Below are 16,340 nucleotides of genomic sequence, written 5' to 3'. Positions count from 1 at the left end.
GGAGAACAAAGAGCGCAAATCTTTGCAAGGTTACGAACATTTTATTACTTTTGTAAATCGATGGGAAAAGAAATACCCCGTGTTACGCAAATATAAAGCCGAGCGTAATATTGCTTATTTCACCTATATGGACTTCCCTGTAGAAGTACAGAGATGCATTTATACGACAAATTGGATTGAGCGGCTCAACAGAAAGTATAAAAGAACCATTAAGATGAGAGCTGCAATGCCGTCAAGTCAATCGGTTTTATTTCTGTTGGCATCTGTTGCAATGGAAGAAACACAGACTACATATCGAAGGAAAGTCTATCAATGGAGATGTTGGAAAGAGAGTAAATAATTTTGAACAAAATGGAAGATATGGGAAATTATGGTTACACACTTTTTAGGACAATACCCTTAACGGAGAGATGGCAAATTTCGGATCTACGAAAATCTTCGTGGACAAGACTGTATGGAACAATGCCACAAGTCGGCTCAAAGGTCGGACAGCTGAAGCTTTATCCGCCAATGCCGCATTGGACTCTATTTCTGCTACACTGAATAACATCTATCACAAATTTGAGGATGACTCCTCCCTGTCATTGGAGAAAATCCGCTCTTATTTTGTGGGAAAAGACAGGGAGTATACAACTTTTCTCCCTGTATTCGACAGGTTCAACGAAGACATCAGGCAACGTGTTGGACACACCATCAGCAAGGACAGCCTGCAAAAGTACAGCGTTTTAAGAAGGCATTTCGCAGAATTCCTTATCTATAAGTATGGGAAGAAAGATATTGGACTGGCAGAGTTCACGCCATCCGTAGTACAGGATTTTGAGTTATATCTGAGTACGGCGGCTGGGTGTGCCTATAACACATCAGTTAAGAAATTGAAGGCACTGAAAACCGTGACCATCTATGCGCAAAAGCGTGGCTATCTTCTTCACGACCCATTCTTCAATCATCGTTTCCACTTGGAGCCGGTAAACCGTGGCTTCCTTACGGACGAGGAAATCATGAAGATTGCCAACAAAGAACTGGATATCCACCGCTTAGAACTAGTAAGGGACGTTTTCATCTTTTCATGTTTCACAGGTCTGGCATATATTGATGTTTCCAATCTCACACCGGACAATATCGTAACACTTGATGATAAGCAGTGGATTATGACCAAGAGGCAGAAAACAAGTGTGGAGACAAATGTTTTATTGCTTGATATTCCCAAGAGTATCATTGCCAAGTACAGTCATAAGACCTATCGGAACGGCAAACTATTTCCCATCCTAACGAATCAGAAAACCAACGCATATTTAAAAGAAATTGCCGACCTTTGCAGTGTCAAGAAGAATCTGACCTTCCATCTTGCCCGGCATACATTTGCGACCATGTCGCTCAGCAAGGGCGTTCCTATGGAAAGTGTGTCGAAGATGTTGGGACATACCAACATTAAAACGACACAAATTTATGCCCGTATAACCAATAAGAAGATAGAACACGATATGGAACAGTTGGCGGGCAAGTTAGATAAGTTCAATGTTGCTATGGGTATCAACTCAAAATAATGTACAACCCTAAACCAAGAAGATTATGACAACAACAAAGAAAGAGCTTTCTTACTTCCGTTTGAAGTTGGAAGCGTATCTCGGAGAGCATTATCCAGAGAGAGTGAATGAAAATACGTTTGTAACTGCTCGCGCAGACGAAGCATTGACAGCTTACTGCGATGCTGTAGCACAAGGTTTTTCTCACCCAGAGGCGGAGGTAATGGCAAGCGAAGTTCTGTATCAAGGACTGCATTTCTCCAAGTACGACACGCTTGTGTCTGTCTTAGAGGATGAGTTCGAGAAAGAACTTCCTTCTCCTCTTCCTGAAAGACTAGCACCAATGCTTCTGAAGAACAAGGCTGTGCAAAGCGTTTTCAATAAGTATGAACTGACAGACGACTTTGGGGCGAGTCCTGAGTACGATAAACTCTACACCGAACTGACAGGAACAATCGTTCTGCTCATTGAGGTTAATGGTCTGCCAACTGTCGATAGTGAGAACATGACTTGATGTAATACCATCGGAAGCTTTTGTAGTGTCAAGAGCCAAGATAAACGCTCCACCCCACACGTCAAGAGTTTTGCAAACACTTGTCTTTGTGTAGTCTGCGCATCTTGTTATCGCTCTTGAAACTATTAAAAGCCCCGATTATGAATACAATCATCATGAATCAAGACGTGCACACACCTGCCTTCATCAAGGCAGACGCATCGTATAAAACCGAGAGGAACAGGCAGCCGCCGACTTCTCCCAAGCAAGTCCGCCGCTTCGGTTGGACACGCTTCATCGAACTCACCGTTCTGCTTTCCATCGTTATCGGTGCCATTTGGCTTATCTCTAAGATGGTAACGCCGCAAGTCGTAACTGCCGTTTCTGTCATTGCAGTTTTTCTGATACTACGCTTTATAGTCAGGGTAATTCTAAAAGTGACAATTACGCTGCTGAGTATTCTCTTCTGGCTGGCGATTCTCTGTGCCATCCTGCTATGCGTGCTTTGAGAAGCACAGCTCTGTAAAACCTTTCATGCTATTTCATCAGGTGGTTATCTCGCATTTTGAGGTAGCCACCTTTTTTCGTTTTCCATACTGGCGTTGCACTTTCGCTTCTCACGTCCATCTATTCCACCTTGATGTGCCATAAGTCGGTGCTGATTTCTTTTTATTCGCAAAGGTAGTAAGGGGCTACGGCTTGCACAAGGTCTGTGCCTTTGGTTTGCAGGAAAATCTCCACGCCTACGGGTTGTATTTTCCGACAAAACCTTGTGTAAGCCTGCCCCGCTACCTCTATTTTGCTACAAAAAGGAATCAGCATACTCCGATCTTTGGACGCATAAAAAAAATGTCGCTATGGATAAGCAAAAAGTAAATACAACATCTTCGATGAACAGAAAAGGATATAGCTCCTCCTCTCATTACCGCATTAACCCTACGGCTGAAAAAAGTGAGCAAGTGTTGGCAATTAAGTTTGTACAATGGGACGTTCCCTCTTTGGAGAGCCTTTGTAATAGCAAAATATATCTCCTACGTGTGAAACTCAATCGTGGTGAAATGATGAGCCGTGAGGAAAAGAATTGGCTATGTGAAGCAGTGAACTCTAACACCTATTTCCGTACAGCCGTTCCCCTACAAGGCTATCGCTTTGACTTCTTTGATGTACTGAAGAAATACCTTGTCAATCAGTACGGACAATGGACAGAGTATTACGCACCCGACAGAACAAGCCTAAGAGCCTACCTATATGGACGCATCAATCAGATAGTAGAATTGAAAATCGGCGGACGAAGTGAAAGCCAAATCCCTAAACACTAAGCGACTATGAAAGGAACAGAACATTTTACGAGAGCAATAGCCGAGTATCTCAATCAGCGTGCAGCGACAGACCCTTTGTTTACTCCCAACTTGATGAAGCCTAACAAGAGCATCGAGGAGTGTGTAACTTACATCTTGAACCAAGTGCAGGCGAGTGGGTGTAATGGCTTTGAGGACGATGAAATCTATTCAATGGCAGTCCACTACTATGACGAGGACGAAATCGAAGTGGGGAAAGCAACCACGTGCAGAGTGGCAGTAAATCATCTTGTAGAACTCACAGAGGAGGAGAAAGCCGAAGCAAGGCAAGAAGCCATCAAGCAGTACCAACGTGAGGAACTCGCCAAGATACAGAGCCGTAACGCAAGACCACAAAAGAAAGAAACGGCAGAGGTTGCACAACCTTCATTGTTTGACTTCTAAAAAGCAAAGACTATGGAACGATACGATTTAAGCGAAGCACGCATCTATGTAGGCACTTACGCCAAGTACAACGAAGGCTCACTAAGAGGTAAGTGGATAGACCTTTCAGAGTGTTACGACCAAGACGAGTTTATGGAAGTATGCCACGAACTCCACCAAGACGAGGAAGAACCCGAATTGATGTTCCAAGATTGGGAGAACATACCCGAAGAACTCATTGACGAGGGGCATTTGGATAGCAACTTCTTTGAACTGAGGGACGAGTTGGAGAATTTGGACGGTATGAATGTGAGTGCCTTTTGGATATGGGTAGAGAATACCGGCAAGGATTTAACCGAGTCCGTCTATTACCTAATGAGACAATTCAATTCCGCTTTTGTAGGCAGATATGTGAACAAAGAAGAGTTTGCAAGGGAAATAGTAAGTATGGAACACGAACTATCCGAGTTTGCAGAACGATATTTCGATTATGACAAGTATGCGGACGAACTCTTTGACGAGGGGTATTGGTTTGAGAGTGGATATGTATTCCGTGACGAGTAAAACAAGGAGGACAGAAAATGAAACCAAGAAATAAATTTCAGAAGCAAGTGGCGGAGTTGGCTATCCAACTCCCCACCATTACCGACAAGCAAAGTCAGTGGGCATACACGCACCTTTTTGAACATATTGCCAAGCGCAACATGAAAGGCGAACACACTTGTTTGGAGTGTGGACACCAATGGACGGACACACGGCATAAAGGCAAGACCACCATTTGCCCCCATTGCGGAACGAAACTCACCATACATACAGAACGGCAGAGGGTATTTAAGGATATTGCATACTATTGCGTACTCACCACCTTCAAAGGCTACCAAGTGATACGTTACTTCTATATGGAGGTGTACCGCAAGCAAGGACAACCGATAAGACGATTTTGTTCTGAGGTGGTTGAGCGTTGGATGGCACCCAACGGCAAAAGCGCAGTATTGGCACGACTTCGCCCGATGAGTTGTTGGTATGATACGTGGCAGTTTGGAAGTAAGTTGGAAATCCGTCCCGACAAACTATTGTACGACATACTCCCACACGGCATTTACCCACGTTATGGAGTGATGAAAGACATTAGGCGCAACGGATTTAAGGGAGCGTTCCACGACCTTACCCCCTTTGAGTTGTTCCATTCCATTCTTACGGACAACAAGGCGGAAACCTTATTGAAGTCTGGACAAATCTCCCTACTTCGCCACTTTATTAGGGACAGATATGCCAAGATTGACAAGTATTGGGCATCTATCCGTATCTGTTTGCGTAACGGCTACCAAGTGGAGGACGGCAATTTGTGGTGCGATATGATTGATACACTTGCAACACTCGACAAGGACACACGTAGTCCAAAGTATGTTTGCCCCAACGACCTAAGAGCAGCGCACGACCATTACCAAGCCAAGCGCAGAGCAATGAAAGAACGTGAGAATATTATCAAGAAGCGCAAGGAAGCGATGGAAGCCGAACAAGCATACAAGCAACTCAAAGCAAAATTCTTTGGCATAGAGTTTACTGACGGCATTATCCGCATCCACATTTTGGAGAGTGTGCAGGAGCATTTAGAGGAAGGCACGGCAATGCACCATTGCGTATATGACGCACACTATTACAGCAAACCGCAGTCGCTTATCTTCTCTGCCACAAAGGACGGAGAGCGCATCGAGACCATCGAGGTATCATTGGAAACGATGAAAGTGGTGCAAAGTCGTGGAGTGTGCAACAAGAACACCGAGTACCACGAGCAGATACTCGCCTTGATGCAGAAGAATATGAGAATGATAGCGCAGAGAGCAACCGCATAACAATCCATTAAACAAAGGAATATGAAAGTACAAGTAGAAGGCATTATTCGCAGTTGGGCAGATGAAATCCCCAATATCATCGTGAGAGTTATCAACGCCATAAGCATAGCCGAGAACAAGGAGGAGTTGCAGACCGCACTTCTCCAAATCTCCCAAGAAACGGAATTTGACAAGTTCTTTGCCTATGGTTACGGAGCGCACCATTTTTGGCTCACTCATCGCAGGTTATCGAATGGCGAGCCAATGGAACACAGATTACTCATTGCTGAATTTTGAAAATATGGAAAGGAAAGTTTACAGAGTACGCACCCTATACGTTTTTGAAGGAGTATTTGAGGTATCAGCCACAGACCGAGAGGAAGCCGAGCGCAAAATCCTTGAAGATTGTGGGATGGTGATGGGCAGATGAGTACACAGCACCCTGCCCGATGAACAAATCAATTGGGCTTTTGATACCCACCCCGAAGAACGGATAATTGAAACAACCGAAAAGCCCTAACACAATGAGCCACGCAACCTCAAAATTGCGTGGCTTCTTTTCTTTTTCTTTGAACGAGCAGGCGACCAAAGAAAAGAAGCAAAAGAAAGTCGCAGGATTATAGATGTTTTCTATAATGTATAGACTTGTTCCCATGGATAATCAGAATTTGAAAAGTGACCATAACGAGATGTAGGTAAAAATGAAAACTGTCTTAATCCTAAACGCTCTATTATAGCTTCTGGTCTAAAGTCAAATCTCTCATTTATTAGCTGAGTCAGCATTTTATGATTATCTCTTTTCTCAGTTACAACTTGCAACATAATTGGCCTTTCTTCACCAAAAGCGTACGCTACTGAAATTGTACATTCATTTGCAAATCCGTTAGCAACAATGTTTTTGGCAACAAAACGTGCCATATATGCAGCTGTTCGATCCATCTTAGTTGGGTCTTTGCCAGAAAAGGCTCCTCCGCCATGAGGAGCTATTCCTCCATAAGTATCGACTATGATTTTTCGTCCAGTTAGTCCGGTATCATTCAAAAAGCCACCTTGTAGAAAATTTGAGTTTTGATTTATATTAAATTCTGTTTCAGATGGGTCAATAAATTTACTCAAAACATTGTCCACAATATCATTTTCCATAAAACATTTATCGACTTTACCCTTATGTTGAATATTAACTGATAATTTTTCTAGCCTATTATCATTTACTATTATTTGAATTTTTCCATCAGGTAATAGATAGTCGGAATTAAGTCTATACTTATCAATTTCTTTTGCTATTAAACTTGATAAATATACACCATAAGGTAAATAGTTATATTTATTATTGACGGCATATCCATACATAATACCTTGGTCACCAGCACCATCTTTAATGAGGCCCATTTTAAGTTGACTTGATTGGCATCTTAATAAATTTTGAACGGAAAGGAATTCTTCATATCCAATAGAGTGATACAGATCATTTACAATTTTCACTACATCTAATTCTAAATCTTCAATTCCGTCAATCTCTCCACCTACAACAACATTATGACCAGTACCAAGGCATTCTATTGCAGTGTGAGCATATTTGTTTAATTTAAGGCATTCATCTAATAACGCATCGCTTATTTGATCACAAATCTTATCAGGATGGCCTTGCAAGACGTTTTCTACAGTATATTTCATTATGATATGTTGTAATTTCTTTTTATTTCTGCCCAATCATTTGTCAATTTTTCGTTCATCTCCTTATACTTTAAGTTACTGATTGATGATTTATTATAGGCTAAAGCTGATTCATACTCAAGAACCATATAGAATGCCTGCTGAAGTGTTTCCTTTTTGGATAACTTTTTTGAAAAAATAGATTTAAATCTTTCAAATAGTGAGCGTAGTTTAAAATAAAAGCTAACATGATATGCTAAGTCCATTAAAAAGAAGAATGAAAGAAAAAGTTGTAATATAGGTATTGTCACATCTAAATTCTTGATTCCATAATATGTAAAGAAAATAAGAATCAATGCGATTATTACGTTTTTAAAAAATTTTCTTGATAGTGTAGCCTTAACTAGGCTAAAAGTGAAAAAACAATTTTCAAAACAGTTTACTAACATTTTATATGTTCCAACTTTAATGGAATCATTATCATAGTAATTAGTAACTGGCTGATCTAAAAACTTAGTTCCTAAAGAATTATCAATAAACCCTTTTCTTCTACTGCTTGCAGTCATTGGCTGCATTAAAATCTCTACAATTATATAAAGCAGTGCGTATCCTATTATAGATATATAATTGATTATTGATAATATGTTTATACATCTTACAACAAACTCATTATTTTGTTTTTGTAATAGTACTGTTAAAAAAGGACATAGAAGAAGACTCCATAAAAATCCATTTTCAACAAATCTCCATTTTTCTAAGCATTTGTAACTAATTTCATAGGGTAATATTCTTTCCATGAGGTTTTCTTGCAAAGGTATAGTTTTTTTATGAAAAAGTGTCCATTTTCCCTTCTTTTTCAACTTCAATCTTAAAGATTGAAAAATAGGAAATATTCTACTTGTCTCCGCTTAACTAGCCCTTTCAAGACTTTACCTCTGTATTTGCAAAAGGTCAGAAGTTCTTTGTAGATATTTCTATCTCCAGCTTCAATCTTTCGTAGCAGCTGACTTTTTGGATGTTTTCCATAACCTAAAATTCGTCCTACACCAACATTATATGACAGCACGGCAAGTAGCAAAGCATCTTTTCCGTACTTCTTGAATATCTCAAAGCATTTCCAAAGGTCTGCCCGAAGTAGGGAGTCCGCTTGCCATTCTGACATATTGGAAGAAAATTGTTCACCGGGCAATAGTCGATGCCCATATCCGACATACGGATAATTCTTCCAGCTGTGCAGTCCCTCAAAGTATTTTATAACGACTACCGCACGCTCAAAAGGTGGCAAGTCTGCCAGCCGCACCCTGCGCTGGGCAAGGGTCAGCTGACAGAACAGGCAGAATACACAAAGTAAAATGAAAGCATTTATCGTTCGCATCAATAATGTTCTTAGTGGTGAGAAGATGCAGGCTTGTCCTTGCCCTCTTCCCACTCGTTGTTAAAACTAAAGGTCAGCTGCTGAACCCTGCCGAAGTTATCCTCCACATATACATCAATCTTCTGGCGGTCGGCTGACAACGAAGTGTAGTACAAGCGGAACACATCTTTTGTAAGCAGATAGCGGTCGTTAGGCTTGAAGACAGTACCGTTATCATTTCTTAGCAAGCCTTTGCCGTCAGACTGGAAATAACGTATCGTATAGCGAGTGTCGGCAAACTCTCCTCCTGGTTTGAGCGTGCAGCGTATCTCAGCCGTCTGCCCCCTTATGATGTCCTTCTGAACCGGCATTGTCTCCACCGTAAACGGATAAGACTGCTGAACATCCAAATCCCTATCACAAGCAGATAGGTAAAACACGGCAAGGGTCAGTACACCCATTACCCAAATCGTATTCAATATCTTTTTCATCTTTTCTTCTACTTAAAAGTTAAACCTTAATCCTGCAGAAACAGCCGGACGAAAACGATGTACGTCAGAGCCGAAGAGCAACCGTCCCTGTGCCTTTACAAGAAAGAGAACCCTGTCCGTGAGGAACACTTCCACCGAGCCATGCAGGACACCTCCATAGACAAAGCGGGAATGGTCGAGCAGTGTCGCCCCATCGGGCAGCAACTTCTTGTCCTCATTTAGCTGCTCATAACCACTCAAGGCGGATATGCCACCATAGAGAAACACGTTCTTACCATTGTCGGAGAGAACAGGGTGCATATAGCCCACCTGCAAGAGAGCATCCTTGAGTTTTACGTTATAACTTCTGTACGGCATATTCTGCTGTTCATACTCTGCCATAACAAAGGTATAATTCTCACGCCCCAGATATCGGGTGAGTGATGCTCCCATGCCGAAATTGTCAGCAGCAAGGAACTTTTCTCCCTTGATAAGTGGAAAACTCCCTACGACCTCTATTCCCCTTTGCTTGGGTATCAGTCGCTGTGCCTGCGATGGCAAGCTAAAAGCCATTGCCACCGCTGCACAAACCGATAAAATGATTTTCTTCTTCATAATGTCTACCATTTCAGTTTGAGGTTATCAATCTTCTTTGCCAGCTGCAGGTCTTCTGCCATTACATAGAAGGTCAGTGTACGCCCACCATTTCTCTCATAGAGCGTCACTTCAAGCTGCTTGTCTTCTGCAAGAGAAAACTGCTCGAGCGCAAACACAGTGTATTCACTACCCATACCACGCACCTGCATCACCTGATGATAGGCACGAAGCGGCTGCAACACCTGCTCTTGTATGGCGGTGCGCTTCGCCATCTTCTTATCTACAACCTTAAAGGTGATAAAATCCACCGAGTACGGCATGTTTGTACCGTTTTCCATACGAGTGTGGAAATAAAGCAAACCATTATGGGCATACAAGCCACGGAGCAGGAACTTCATACCGAACTGCTGTGCACCGATGTGCTTAATGCAGCGCTTGTCATTCTGATAATCCCATATTGAGAGATGTTTATCATCTTCAAAGAAAACCATACTATGTGCTTTTTATGATTTTTATAGCTTTAAATATCATCATATTCGTTTTTTATGTATATCTTTGCATCATCGGCAATATTACCATTCATTAATATATGGAAGAGAAAATCGCTTGTTTTGAGTATCTTGTAGACCAATTAAGACTTAGGAATAATGGTAGTTTAGATGGGTTTACAACTTTGAAACTAATAAAACTTCTATTCTTAGTTGTAGGTGTTTCTTCAAACGAAGATAAAGAAGGGCTTACAAGGATTTTTAATAGATTTTCTGCTATGCCTTATGGACCTGTTGAAAGTGATATTTATACTGCAATCCAAACAAACAAGCTTAATAAATATTACATAGATTCATCTTCGTGCACTATAAAAGAAGACCATAACATAAATCTTCAAGGAAAAGATAGACAAGAAATTAATGATGCTATAGAGCAATTGCTGATAAAGAACCCTAAAATATTACAATCTCAGCCTTTTGAATTAGTAGATATTACCCATAAATGGAGTTGTTGGAGAACATGCTATAATGTTGCCTTGTCTAATAACAAACATAGCATAGATATGCCTGCAAGAATGATTCAAAAAAGTGTCAAATATTACCAATAAATATGGGTTTGCACATCGAAGAATGTATTGATAAATACAGAGGGCTTTTTTCACAAGAGGACAACTCCAATGGTTCATCTGAAAAACATAGCCCAGAAGAAGAGGAAGTTTTTACCAAAGAAAAGTATGAAGAATTTGAACGTATATTCTTTGTAGAAATGAATAACGCTCTATTTGTTGGTGAGTATTTAGAAGATGATTACACAAAAAAGATAGAGAGGTTTGAAAATATCTTGTTAAACAATGATAGCAAGTTTTCCCCTTGCATTAGAGATGCCCTAAAAGGATTACGAAGGGTTATTTTTAGAATTCAGACAGACAATAGGAAATTACAGGTGAATCTTATAAGAAATAATTCTGCTGCAGCAGGTTTGTCGAAAGGTTTTCCATATTATAACGCTTGGCATACCATATCTCTCGAATTACTTTATATTGATCATACTTTAATCAATAAGAGAGGGTATCGAGAGACACTTATCCAATTGTATTATGAAATTGAAGAAACAACTAAGGGACTTGATAATGAAGACTTACGGGAAGTTTATCAGAAACTGAAAAGTAAGTGCTCTTTCTTGTTAGGAAAGACATTTGTCTTTGATAATAAAGAAAAATACTATTACTCTGTCGATTTCGAAAAAAAGAAAGTGAATGAGATAATAAAAGGTGACACATTCAATAAAGAATTCTCTTCCCTTTTTGCACAGATGTACCCATGTAGATATGAGAAGGAGCTAATTTGTAAATATCAAAAAGAATTCTCTGAAAAGAACTTTTCTTCAACAGGTTTTATTGTTTTAGCATATTATTATGATACATCAGAGAGAAAGTCAGTACAGAGATTAAGAAACTTATTAGAAGACTTTCATGAATATGAAGTATCAATGAAGAACAAGGGCTTATCTAAGTTCGATTCCGAAGCCATTCAAAGTATAAAAAGTTATATCTCAAATTGCCTTTTTTCCTTATCGCTAAAGCAACAGGACTATACTATTGATAACTTGCAGGGAGATATAGCCGAAATAGAAGCTATCCAAGAAGAAACAGGTATTACGAATTATCATCCATATAAAAAAGCACTATCTTTCTTGTATAAACATATAGAAAACCTTAAAGAGGACGAGAGTAAACAACTTCAAAACGGATTGGAGCTATATAACAAACTATACAAAAAATACAAATCTACATACCAAGAGTGTATTCTGCGCCATTTCACTCCCTTTCAGCTCTTAAAATGTGATTGTAAAACCGATGATACCATCTTTTTTGCATCCACATTTTCAAAGCCTATTTCTCCAAGTAAATTAGAAGATGATGAGCGTAAATATAGAGATTTAATGCTGTACTTAGGAATGAAAGAACGCTTAGCAAAGAGAGAAACCGAAATAACGAGCGTTGCTAATAGTATTCGAGATTTTAGACGTCAGTCTTTTGAATACTTAGGTATTTTTATAACAATCATAACTTTTTTGTTCGGTAGTATTCAGTTATTCGGAAACAAAGAAATTACTCCAAAAGCTTCGATTATCAACATTGTCTCTTTAGGAATTGTTTTAGCAATATTCATGGCAATGTTATACATAATATTATATTCCACAAAACGTAAGATTTTTACTTTGTTTATCTTTGTAATAGTAAGTCTTATAGTACTTGTTCTTTATATAAATTGTGCTCAAGTATGATAAACCTTATCGTTCTTGTAACGTTAAAAGAAACTTTCCACTCTGTAATATTATCTTTATTTCTAATACAACATGCTTCTACTATTCATAATGTAGATTGTAATATCTACAAAATATAAATCCCCTTAAAAAGAGTTTATCAAGTGTTCTTTGCCGTCACTGATTAGAGCAGCAATGCGAAAAGGGAGGAAAGACGTGTAGTGTCTTTCCTCCCTTTCACAATCAGCCATAATTGAATAAAACAATTCAACTCCTTTCCTTTTTGGAGTCAGGAGTGAACGCTAGACTTTAACTTCCGTGAATCTCTACTTCTCCAACGCCTTTCTTCTTCTTTTTCTCTTCGCCTTTCCATTCTTCCCACTCAATCGGCGTGTCGGAGAGAGCGCGGGTAGCTACACGACTGCCACCGCCGCGCTCGTAGTGGGTCTCGGGATTGAAGCGCACGCGCACGCCGACAATCTGATTGGCCGACACCTTTTCGGCCGCGTCCACGCCGCCCTTGGCCGACACGGCCGTGAAGTAGAACGAGCCGATGCCGTCGAGCTTCACCGAACGGCCCTGCGACATGTAGTCGGCCATCACCGGGCCGAGCGAGGTGAGCACTGCGGCCACGTCGGCCGGACTGACGGTCGACTCGGCGGCCAGTCGCTTGGCAACCTGCGCCGTTGTCACCGGACTGCCCACCAGTACCGATTGCGGGTACCACTTTTTGTTGATTTTCTTCAACATCTTCTTAAAAAATGCCATACGCAAAAATATTAGTTGTCGGAATGCCGACTCCGAGGGCGTTTTGACAAGTATAGGACTTGTAGTCGACAAGTATAGGACTTGTGCCTCACAAGTATAGGACTTCTTCGCGTCTTCTCCCATACCCGTACCCATTTCCTCCCATTTCTTGTCAAAACTTTTCATTGTCTACCTTCCAACGGGTTAATAAAACTATGAACTAAAAATATATATATTTGTATTTTTATTGTCCTTATGTTGATAAATTTATCTTAAAGAGATTACTCGAACGCCCTCACTGCGAACCCCGAGCTACGGGTGGGATTGGTCACGCCCACATATCCATTGGAGAGATAGAACATGTATGCGCCGGTGTTAGCAAACGGATAGGTACTCGATGACCAATAAAAGCCTTGTTGGCCACGGAGGGCCAGCCAGCCTTCATAAAATTCACCCGCCGCGGGAAGGAAGAAATAGTCGCTCACGTTAGGAAGTGGGTTGGAAGTGAGAGCACGAGTTTTCTTGTTGGGAAAGGGGAAACCGGCGGTCTCCGTCCGCCAATCCCTGTCACTTGAAGTGGGGCTGTTGGGATTCTTGTCTACTGGGAAACCGCTGAAGAAGCGACCGGCAGCATCGTTGCCGGGGAATATACCGGGATTGTCACGAATGATGGCCGCCTTCTTCTTCAACCAGATACCACCTGGCTGAATAACCAAGTGCCCGTCTTTCGCAGCGGGTGTGCCATCTTGCCAATGTGGATCACCCAGCATATTGTACCAGCACATCTCGTTAACATTGGGGGCGATGGAGCAACTATGTGTAGCGGTGTGAGCACCACTGCCAGTGGTGTGATACCAGCGTTGCTGTGGGTCGCTGCTGCTTTGTGGATAATGCGGCCCCTTTGTAGCCCCCGGCTGTCCTTGATTGATGGATGGCCGCTCGTTCTCGTAGCCATGCCAGTAAGGGTTAACGGCATCCCACATATAAAATTCAGGCATAGCGAGGGAGGCAGCCGGCGTGAGGTTGGCCGTGATGTCTCTGATTTCGCCGGGCTTATTGTTCCAGGCCGGCAACTGCTTCACGATGTCCATTGAAACACTCGTACTGGGGTCGTTGATGGTGTAGGTGACGGTGAGGTTGTAAGTGCCGGGGGCAATGACCATGTAGGCACCGTTCATGGCAAGATTCTCCGTGGTGGTGTTCAGCGAGAAGTCGTTCGCACCACCTACATTGAGGGTAATTGTGTTGGAGCCGCCGGTAGGCGTCTTGCCCATGAGCGAGCCGTCGGAGAAATCGTATATGCCGGCAATGGGCTTATCGGCTGTGACAACAATCTTTGTCAACTTGATGTTTGGGCCGAGCTGCGTGTTCATACAGCGGGGCACGAAGCAGAGGTAGCTGGCCTTGTGCTGGAGGGTGAACTCGTAGTCGCCAGCTGCGAGGGCACCGCTATGGGCCGTGGCTGTACCACAGTCGCCCGCTGCACCGAGGTGACTGAAGTCGTTAGGCGAGGCTTGCGTCTGGGTAGCAGCAATCGTCACGCGGTCGGCATTGGTGCTCGTGCCCACATAGCGCACTTCGGGAGTAGTCGTTGCATAATAGCCTTGCGAAAGGTGGAAGTTGGCACGCGAGTGGTCGGCCGGCGTGGCCGATGCGGCGAAGTTGGCCGTCTCGCTCTGATAGAAGCGTCCATCGTCTGCCTTTACCCAAATCCTATCCGTTGCTTCCCAAATCACTTGGGCGGGATTGCCGAGCGTATGTGTTGCTGTCGTGCGGCTCTTTGCCGAGCTGTTCGAATTGGGTTGATGGCCCGTAAAGGTTGCCACATACTTTGTTTCCGATTGCTTCGTTCCGTCTTTCTGCTGCGTGTCTTCGCTGGCGCAGGCGGTCAATAGACCTGCTGCCACAAGCCACATGCTTGACTTTATCAATGTTTTCATCTTCATTTCTTTAATTCTTAATTTATAATCCATAATTAGCCCGCAAGCTCGCAGCTCCCCTCCCAAGGGAGGGGTTGGGGGTGGGCTTTTTAGTTGTTTACTCTTCCCACGCATTATAGCTTGGGTAACTACTCTCTCCTTCTTTGGAAGAGGTGGGGGAGGTTTCTTCATCTTCCCATTCTTCACCCCACCCACTTCTTGGCGTCTCCTCCGCTGCCACCATATCCGATTGTTCCAGCATTGCCGCTGGCTGCCTGCAAGAGATAATCGTTCTCCACCGGATAAATCTTAATCTCGGGCGTTGTGTATGCCCGCTTCTTACTCTCCATTTTCTTCATATTTAACGTGAGTTCGACGAATTATAAGTGTCTATAAATTTGGTGATTAGCGAAATTTGTTGTAACTTTAAAGAACTAATATACAAACAGTTACAAACAAAAATCGCTATGATCACCGAGGACAAAGTTACTGAAATATTTTGTATGGCAGATGACTTCTGCAAGTTTTTTGATGTAATGACAGCAAAATATACACTAAAACCTACAGGAAAAAGGAAATATCATCGAAATTCTACAATGTCAAAGGCAGAAGTTATGCTGATAATAATCCTTTTCCACGATTCTGGTTATCGTTGCTTCAAACATTTCTATCTTGAAAAAGTATGCAAGCAGCTTCGCCATCTGTTTCCAAAAGTTGTTTCTTATAACCGTATAGTAGAATTGGAAAGGGATGTAGTTATACCTTTAACCTTGTTTATCAAGAAGGTCCTGTTGGGCAAATGCACAGGCATAAGCTTCGTTGATAGCACACCACTGCGTGTCCGTAAAAACCAAAGAATACATATTCACAAGGTTTTCAGAGGCATAGCTCAAAGAGGAAAATGCTCTATGGGTTGGTTCTTTGGCTTCAAGTTGCATTTGATTTGCAAAGAGAAAGGAGAACTTCTCAACTTTATGATAACGCCAGGAGATATTGATGACCGTAAGCCTTTGGAGTACAAAGCATTCATAGATTTTATATATGGTAAGCTATTCGGTGACAAGGGCTACATCAGCAAGAACCTCTTTCAAAGGCTTTTCGTTGACGGAATACAGCTTATTACCAAATTGAAAAGTAACATGAAAGGAGCGTTAATGAGTGTTTCAGACAGACTTTTACTCAGAAAAAGAGCCATTATAGAGACGGTGAATGATGAACTAAAGAACATTGCGCAGGTGGAACACTCTATACATAGATGCTTTGACAATTTCATCGTC

20 protein-coding genes and 2 pseudogenes are annotated in these 16,340 nt (G+C 41.9%); 13 read left to right on the top strand and 9 right to left on the bottom strand.

Annotation, left to right across the window (positions count from 1 at the left end):
- The 10 genes and pseudogenes from HMPREF9431_RS09155 to HMPREF9431_RS13555 form a co-directional block, all read left to right on the top strand.
- The coding region (locus tag HMPREF9431_RS09155) for an IS256 family transposase (protein ID WP_004380971.1) at positions 1–340 on the top strand (340 nt) is incomplete at its 5' end.
- A 70-nt stretch (positions 341–410) separates the two neighbouring features.
- Positions 411–1,544 (top strand): site-specific integrase, encoded by a 1,134-nt coding sequence (locus tag HMPREF9431_RS09150; protein ID WP_004380970.1) that lies wholly within the window; start codon positions 411–413, stop codon positions 1,542–1,544.
- 25 nt (positions 1,545–1,569) lie between these two features.
- Complete coding sequence (locus HMPREF9431_RS09145) at positions 1,570–2,037, top strand: DUF1896 domain-containing protein (RefSeq protein ID WP_004380969.1); 468 nt, start codon at positions 1,570–1,572, stop codon at positions 2,035–2,037.
- Between the two features lie 140 nt (positions 2,038–2,177).
- Positions 2,178–2,525 carry a hypothetical protein gene (locus HMPREF9431_RS09140; protein WP_004380968.1) on the top strand — a complete coding sequence of 116 codons (348 nt, stop codon included), beginning with the start codon at positions 2,178–2,180 and terminating at the stop codon, positions 2,523–2,525.
- A gap of 381 nt (positions 2,526–2,906) precedes the next feature.
- Positions 2,907–3,335 carry a hypothetical protein gene (locus tag HMPREF9431_RS09135; RefSeq protein ID WP_404827957.1) on the top strand — a complete coding sequence of 143 codons (429 nt, stop codon included), beginning with the start codon at positions 2,907–2,909 and terminating at the stop codon, positions 3,333–3,335.
- A gap of 6 nt (positions 3,336–3,341) precedes the next feature.
- The gene (locus HMPREF9431_RS09130; protein WP_004380966.1) at positions 3,342–3,758 is read left to right on the top strand and encodes a PcfK-like family protein; all 417 of its coding nucleotides are present in this window, start codon (positions 3,342–3,344) and stop codon (positions 3,756–3,758) included.
- 12 nt (positions 3,759–3,770) lie between these two features.
- On the top strand, positions 3,771–4,301 hold the full coding sequence (locus HMPREF9431_RS09125; protein ID WP_004380965.1) for an antirestriction protein ArdA: 531 nt from the start codon (positions 3,771–3,773) through the stop codon (positions 4,299–4,301).
- 17 nt (positions 4,302–4,318) lie between these two features.
- Complete coding sequence (locus tag HMPREF9431_RS09120; RefSeq protein WP_004380964.1) at positions 4,319–5,590, top strand: PcfJ domain-containing protein; 1,272 nt, start codon at positions 4,319–4,321, stop codon at positions 5,588–5,590.
- 21 nt (positions 5,591–5,611) lie between these two features.
- Complete coding sequence (locus tag HMPREF9431_RS09115; RefSeq protein WP_004380963.1) at positions 5,612–5,866, top strand: hypothetical protein; 255 nt, start codon at positions 5,612–5,614, stop codon at positions 5,864–5,866.
- A gap of 4 nt (positions 5,867–5,870) precedes the next feature.
- Positions 5,871–6,089, top strand: a pseudogene (locus HMPREF9431_RS13555) (hypothetical protein).
- Positions 6,090–6,199: 110 nt separating this feature from the next.
- On the opposite strand, the gene metK reads toward HMPREF9431_RS13555, so the two are convergent.
- From metK to traN, 6 genes and pseudogenes are all read right to left on the bottom strand, one after another.
- A complete protein-coding gene (gene metK / locus HMPREF9431_RS09105) occupies positions 6,200–7,243 on the bottom strand; it encodes a methionine adenosyltransferase (RefSeq protein WP_004380961.1) in 1,044 nt (347 codons plus the stop codon).
- Entirely contained in the window at positions 7,243–8,019 is a 777-nt protein-coding gene (locus HMPREF9431_RS09100) for a hypothetical protein (RefSeq protein ID WP_004380960.1), read from the bottom strand. Before HMPREF9431_RS09100 ends, metK begins: the two co-directional genes overlap by 1 nt.
- Before the next feature lie 71 nt (positions 8,020–8,090).
- Positions 8,091–8,597, bottom strand: a complete 507-nt coding sequence (locus HMPREF9431_RS09095) for a glycoside hydrolase family protein (protein WP_004380959.1) — start codon at positions 8,595–8,597, stop codon at positions 8,091–8,093.
- An 11-nt stretch (positions 8,598–8,608) separates the two neighbouring features.
- Positions 8,609–9,067, bottom strand: coding sequence for a DUF3872 domain-containing protein (locus HMPREF9431_RS09090; protein ID WP_004380958.1), 459 nt, complete (start codon positions 9,065–9,067; stop codon positions 8,609–8,611).
- Between the two features lie 12 nt (positions 9,068–9,079).
- On the bottom strand, positions 9,080–9,673 hold the full coding sequence (locus tag HMPREF9431_RS09085) for a conjugal transfer protein TraO (protein WP_004380957.1): 594 nt from the start codon (positions 9,671–9,673) through the stop codon (positions 9,080–9,082).
- Positions 9,667–10,092, bottom strand: a pseudogene (gene traN / locus HMPREF9431_RS09080) (conjugative transposon protein TraN); the annotation flags it as partial. The gene HMPREF9431_RS09085 and the pseudogene traN, both read right to left, overlap by 7 nt.
- A 140-nt stretch (positions 10,093–10,232) precedes the next feature.
- Between traN and HMPREF9431_RS09075 the strand changes: the two are divergent.
- Together HMPREF9431_RS09075 and HMPREF9431_RS09070 are read left to right on the top strand one after the other, a co-directional pair.
- A complete protein-coding gene (locus tag HMPREF9431_RS09075) occupies positions 10,233–10,739 on the top strand; it encodes a type II toxin-antitoxin system antitoxin SocA domain-containing protein (protein WP_004380955.1) in 507 nt (168 codons plus the stop codon).
- Positions 10,740–10,741: 2 nt separating this feature from the next.
- Positions 10,742–12,418, top strand: coding sequence for a DUF1129 domain-containing protein (locus tag HMPREF9431_RS09070; protein WP_004380954.1), 1,677 nt, complete (start codon positions 10,742–10,744; stop codon positions 12,416–12,418).
- Between the two features lie 288 nt (positions 12,419–12,706).
- On the opposite strand, the gene HMPREF9431_RS09065 is transcribed toward HMPREF9431_RS09070, so the two are convergent.
- The 3 genes from HMPREF9431_RS09065 to HMPREF9431_RS13550 form a co-directional block, all read right to left on the bottom strand.
- Positions 12,707–13,165 (bottom strand): HU family DNA-binding protein, encoded by a 459-nt coding sequence (locus HMPREF9431_RS09065; RefSeq protein ID WP_040561385.1) that lies wholly within the window; start codon positions 13,163–13,165, stop codon positions 12,707–12,709.
- Positions 13,166–13,425: 260 nt separating this feature from the next.
- Positions 13,426–15,084: an Lcl C-terminal domain-containing protein gene (locus tag HMPREF9431_RS09060; RefSeq protein WP_231287805.1), complete on the bottom strand. Its 1,659-nt coding sequence runs from the start codon at positions 15,082–15,084 to the stop codon at positions 13,426–13,428.
- Positions 15,085–15,266: 182 nt separating this feature from the next.
- Positions 15,267–15,422: a hypothetical protein gene (locus HMPREF9431_RS13550; RefSeq protein WP_231287803.1), complete on the bottom strand. Its 156-nt coding sequence runs from the start codon at positions 15,420–15,422 to the stop codon at positions 15,267–15,269.
- Positions 15,423–15,530: 108 nt separating this feature from the next.
- Between HMPREF9431_RS13550 and HMPREF9431_RS09050 the strand changes: the two genes are divergently transcribed.
- Positions 15,531–16,340, top strand: an 810-nt coding sequence (locus tag HMPREF9431_RS09050) for an IS982 family transposase (RefSeq protein WP_004380949.1), incomplete at its 3' end; no start/stop codon positions are given.

This window comes from Segatella oulorum F0390, from assembly GCF_000224615.1.
Classification (GTDB): domain Bacteria; phylum Bacteroidota; class Bacteroidia; order Bacteroidales; family Bacteroidaceae; genus Prevotella; species Prevotella oulorum.
The sequence above is the reverse complement of the archived record's forward strand: the minus strand, read 5'-3'. Positions and strand labels throughout refer to the sequence as shown.

What these genes read in the sequence shown, in the direction of transcription:
- HMPREF9431_RS09140 (WP_004380968.1), top strand. Translation starts at nt 2,178, where the DNA reads ATGAATACAATCATCATGAATCAAGACGTGCACACACCTGCCTTCATC.
- HMPREF9431_RS09090 (WP_004380958.1), bottom strand. Translation starts at nt 9,067, where the DNA reads ATGAAAAAGATATTGAATACGATTTGGGTAATGGGTGTACTGACCCTT.
- HMPREF9431_RS09150 (WP_004380970.1), top strand. Translation starts at nt 411, where the DNA reads ATGGCAAATTTCGGATCTACGAAAATCTTCGTGGACAAGACTGTATGG.
- HMPREF9431_RS09095 (WP_004380959.1), bottom strand. Translation starts at nt 8,597, where the DNA reads ATGCGAACGATAAATGCTTTCATTTTACTTTGTGTATTCTGCCTGTTC.
- HMPREF9431_RS09070 (WP_004380954.1), top strand. Translation starts at nt 10,742, where the DNA reads ATGGGTTTGCACATCGAAGAATGTATTGATAAATACAGAGGGCTTTTT.
- HMPREF9431_RS09060 (WP_231287805.1), bottom strand. Translation starts at nt 15,084, where the DNA reads ATGAAAACATTGATAAAGTCAAGCATGTGGCTTGTGGCAGCAGGTCTA.
- HMPREF9431_RS09130 (WP_004380966.1), top strand. Translation starts at nt 3,342, where the DNA reads ATGAAAGGAACAGAACATTTTACGAGAGCAATAGCCGAGTATCTCAAT.
- HMPREF9431_RS09135 (WP_404827957.1), top strand. Translation starts at nt 2,907, where the DNA reads ATGAACAGAAAAGGATATAGCTCCTCCTCTCATTACCGCATTAACCCT.
- HMPREF9431_RS09065 (WP_040561385.1), bottom strand. Translation starts at nt 13,165, where the DNA reads ATGGCATTTTTTAAGAAGATGTTGAAGAAAATCAACAAAAAGTGGTAC.
- HMPREF9431_RS13550 (WP_231287803.1), bottom strand. Translation starts at nt 15,422, where the DNA reads ATGAAGAAAATGGAGAGTAAGAAGCGGGCATACACAACGCCCGAGATT.
- HMPREF9431_RS09100 (WP_004380960.1), bottom strand. Translation starts at nt 8,019, where the DNA reads ATGGAAAGAATATTACCCTATGAAATTAGTTACAAATGCTTAGAAAAA.
- metK (WP_004380961.1), bottom strand. Translation starts at nt 7,243, where the DNA reads ATGAAATATACTGTAGAAAACGTCTTGCAAGGCCATCCTGATAAGATT.
- HMPREF9431_RS09145 (WP_004380969.1), top strand. Translation starts at nt 1,570, where the DNA reads ATGACAACAACAAAGAAAGAGCTTTCTTACTTCCGTTTGAAGTTGGAA.
- HMPREF9431_RS09075 (WP_004380955.1), top strand. Translation starts at nt 10,233, where the DNA reads ATGGAAGAGAAAATCGCTTGTTTTGAGTATCTTGTAGACCAATTAAGA.
- HMPREF9431_RS09115 (WP_004380963.1), top strand. Translation starts at nt 5,612, where the DNA reads ATGAAAGTACAAGTAGAAGGCATTATTCGCAGTTGGGCAGATGAAATC.
- HMPREF9431_RS09120 (WP_004380964.1), top strand. Translation starts at nt 4,319, where the DNA reads ATGAAACCAAGAAATAAATTTCAGAAGCAAGTGGCGGAGTTGGCTATC.
- HMPREF9431_RS09125 (WP_004380965.1), top strand. Translation starts at nt 3,771, where the DNA reads ATGGAACGATACGATTTAAGCGAAGCACGCATCTATGTAGGCACTTAC.
- HMPREF9431_RS09085 (WP_004380957.1), bottom strand. Translation starts at nt 9,673, where the DNA reads ATGGTAGACATTATGAAGAAGAAAATCATTTTATCGGTTTGTGCAGCG.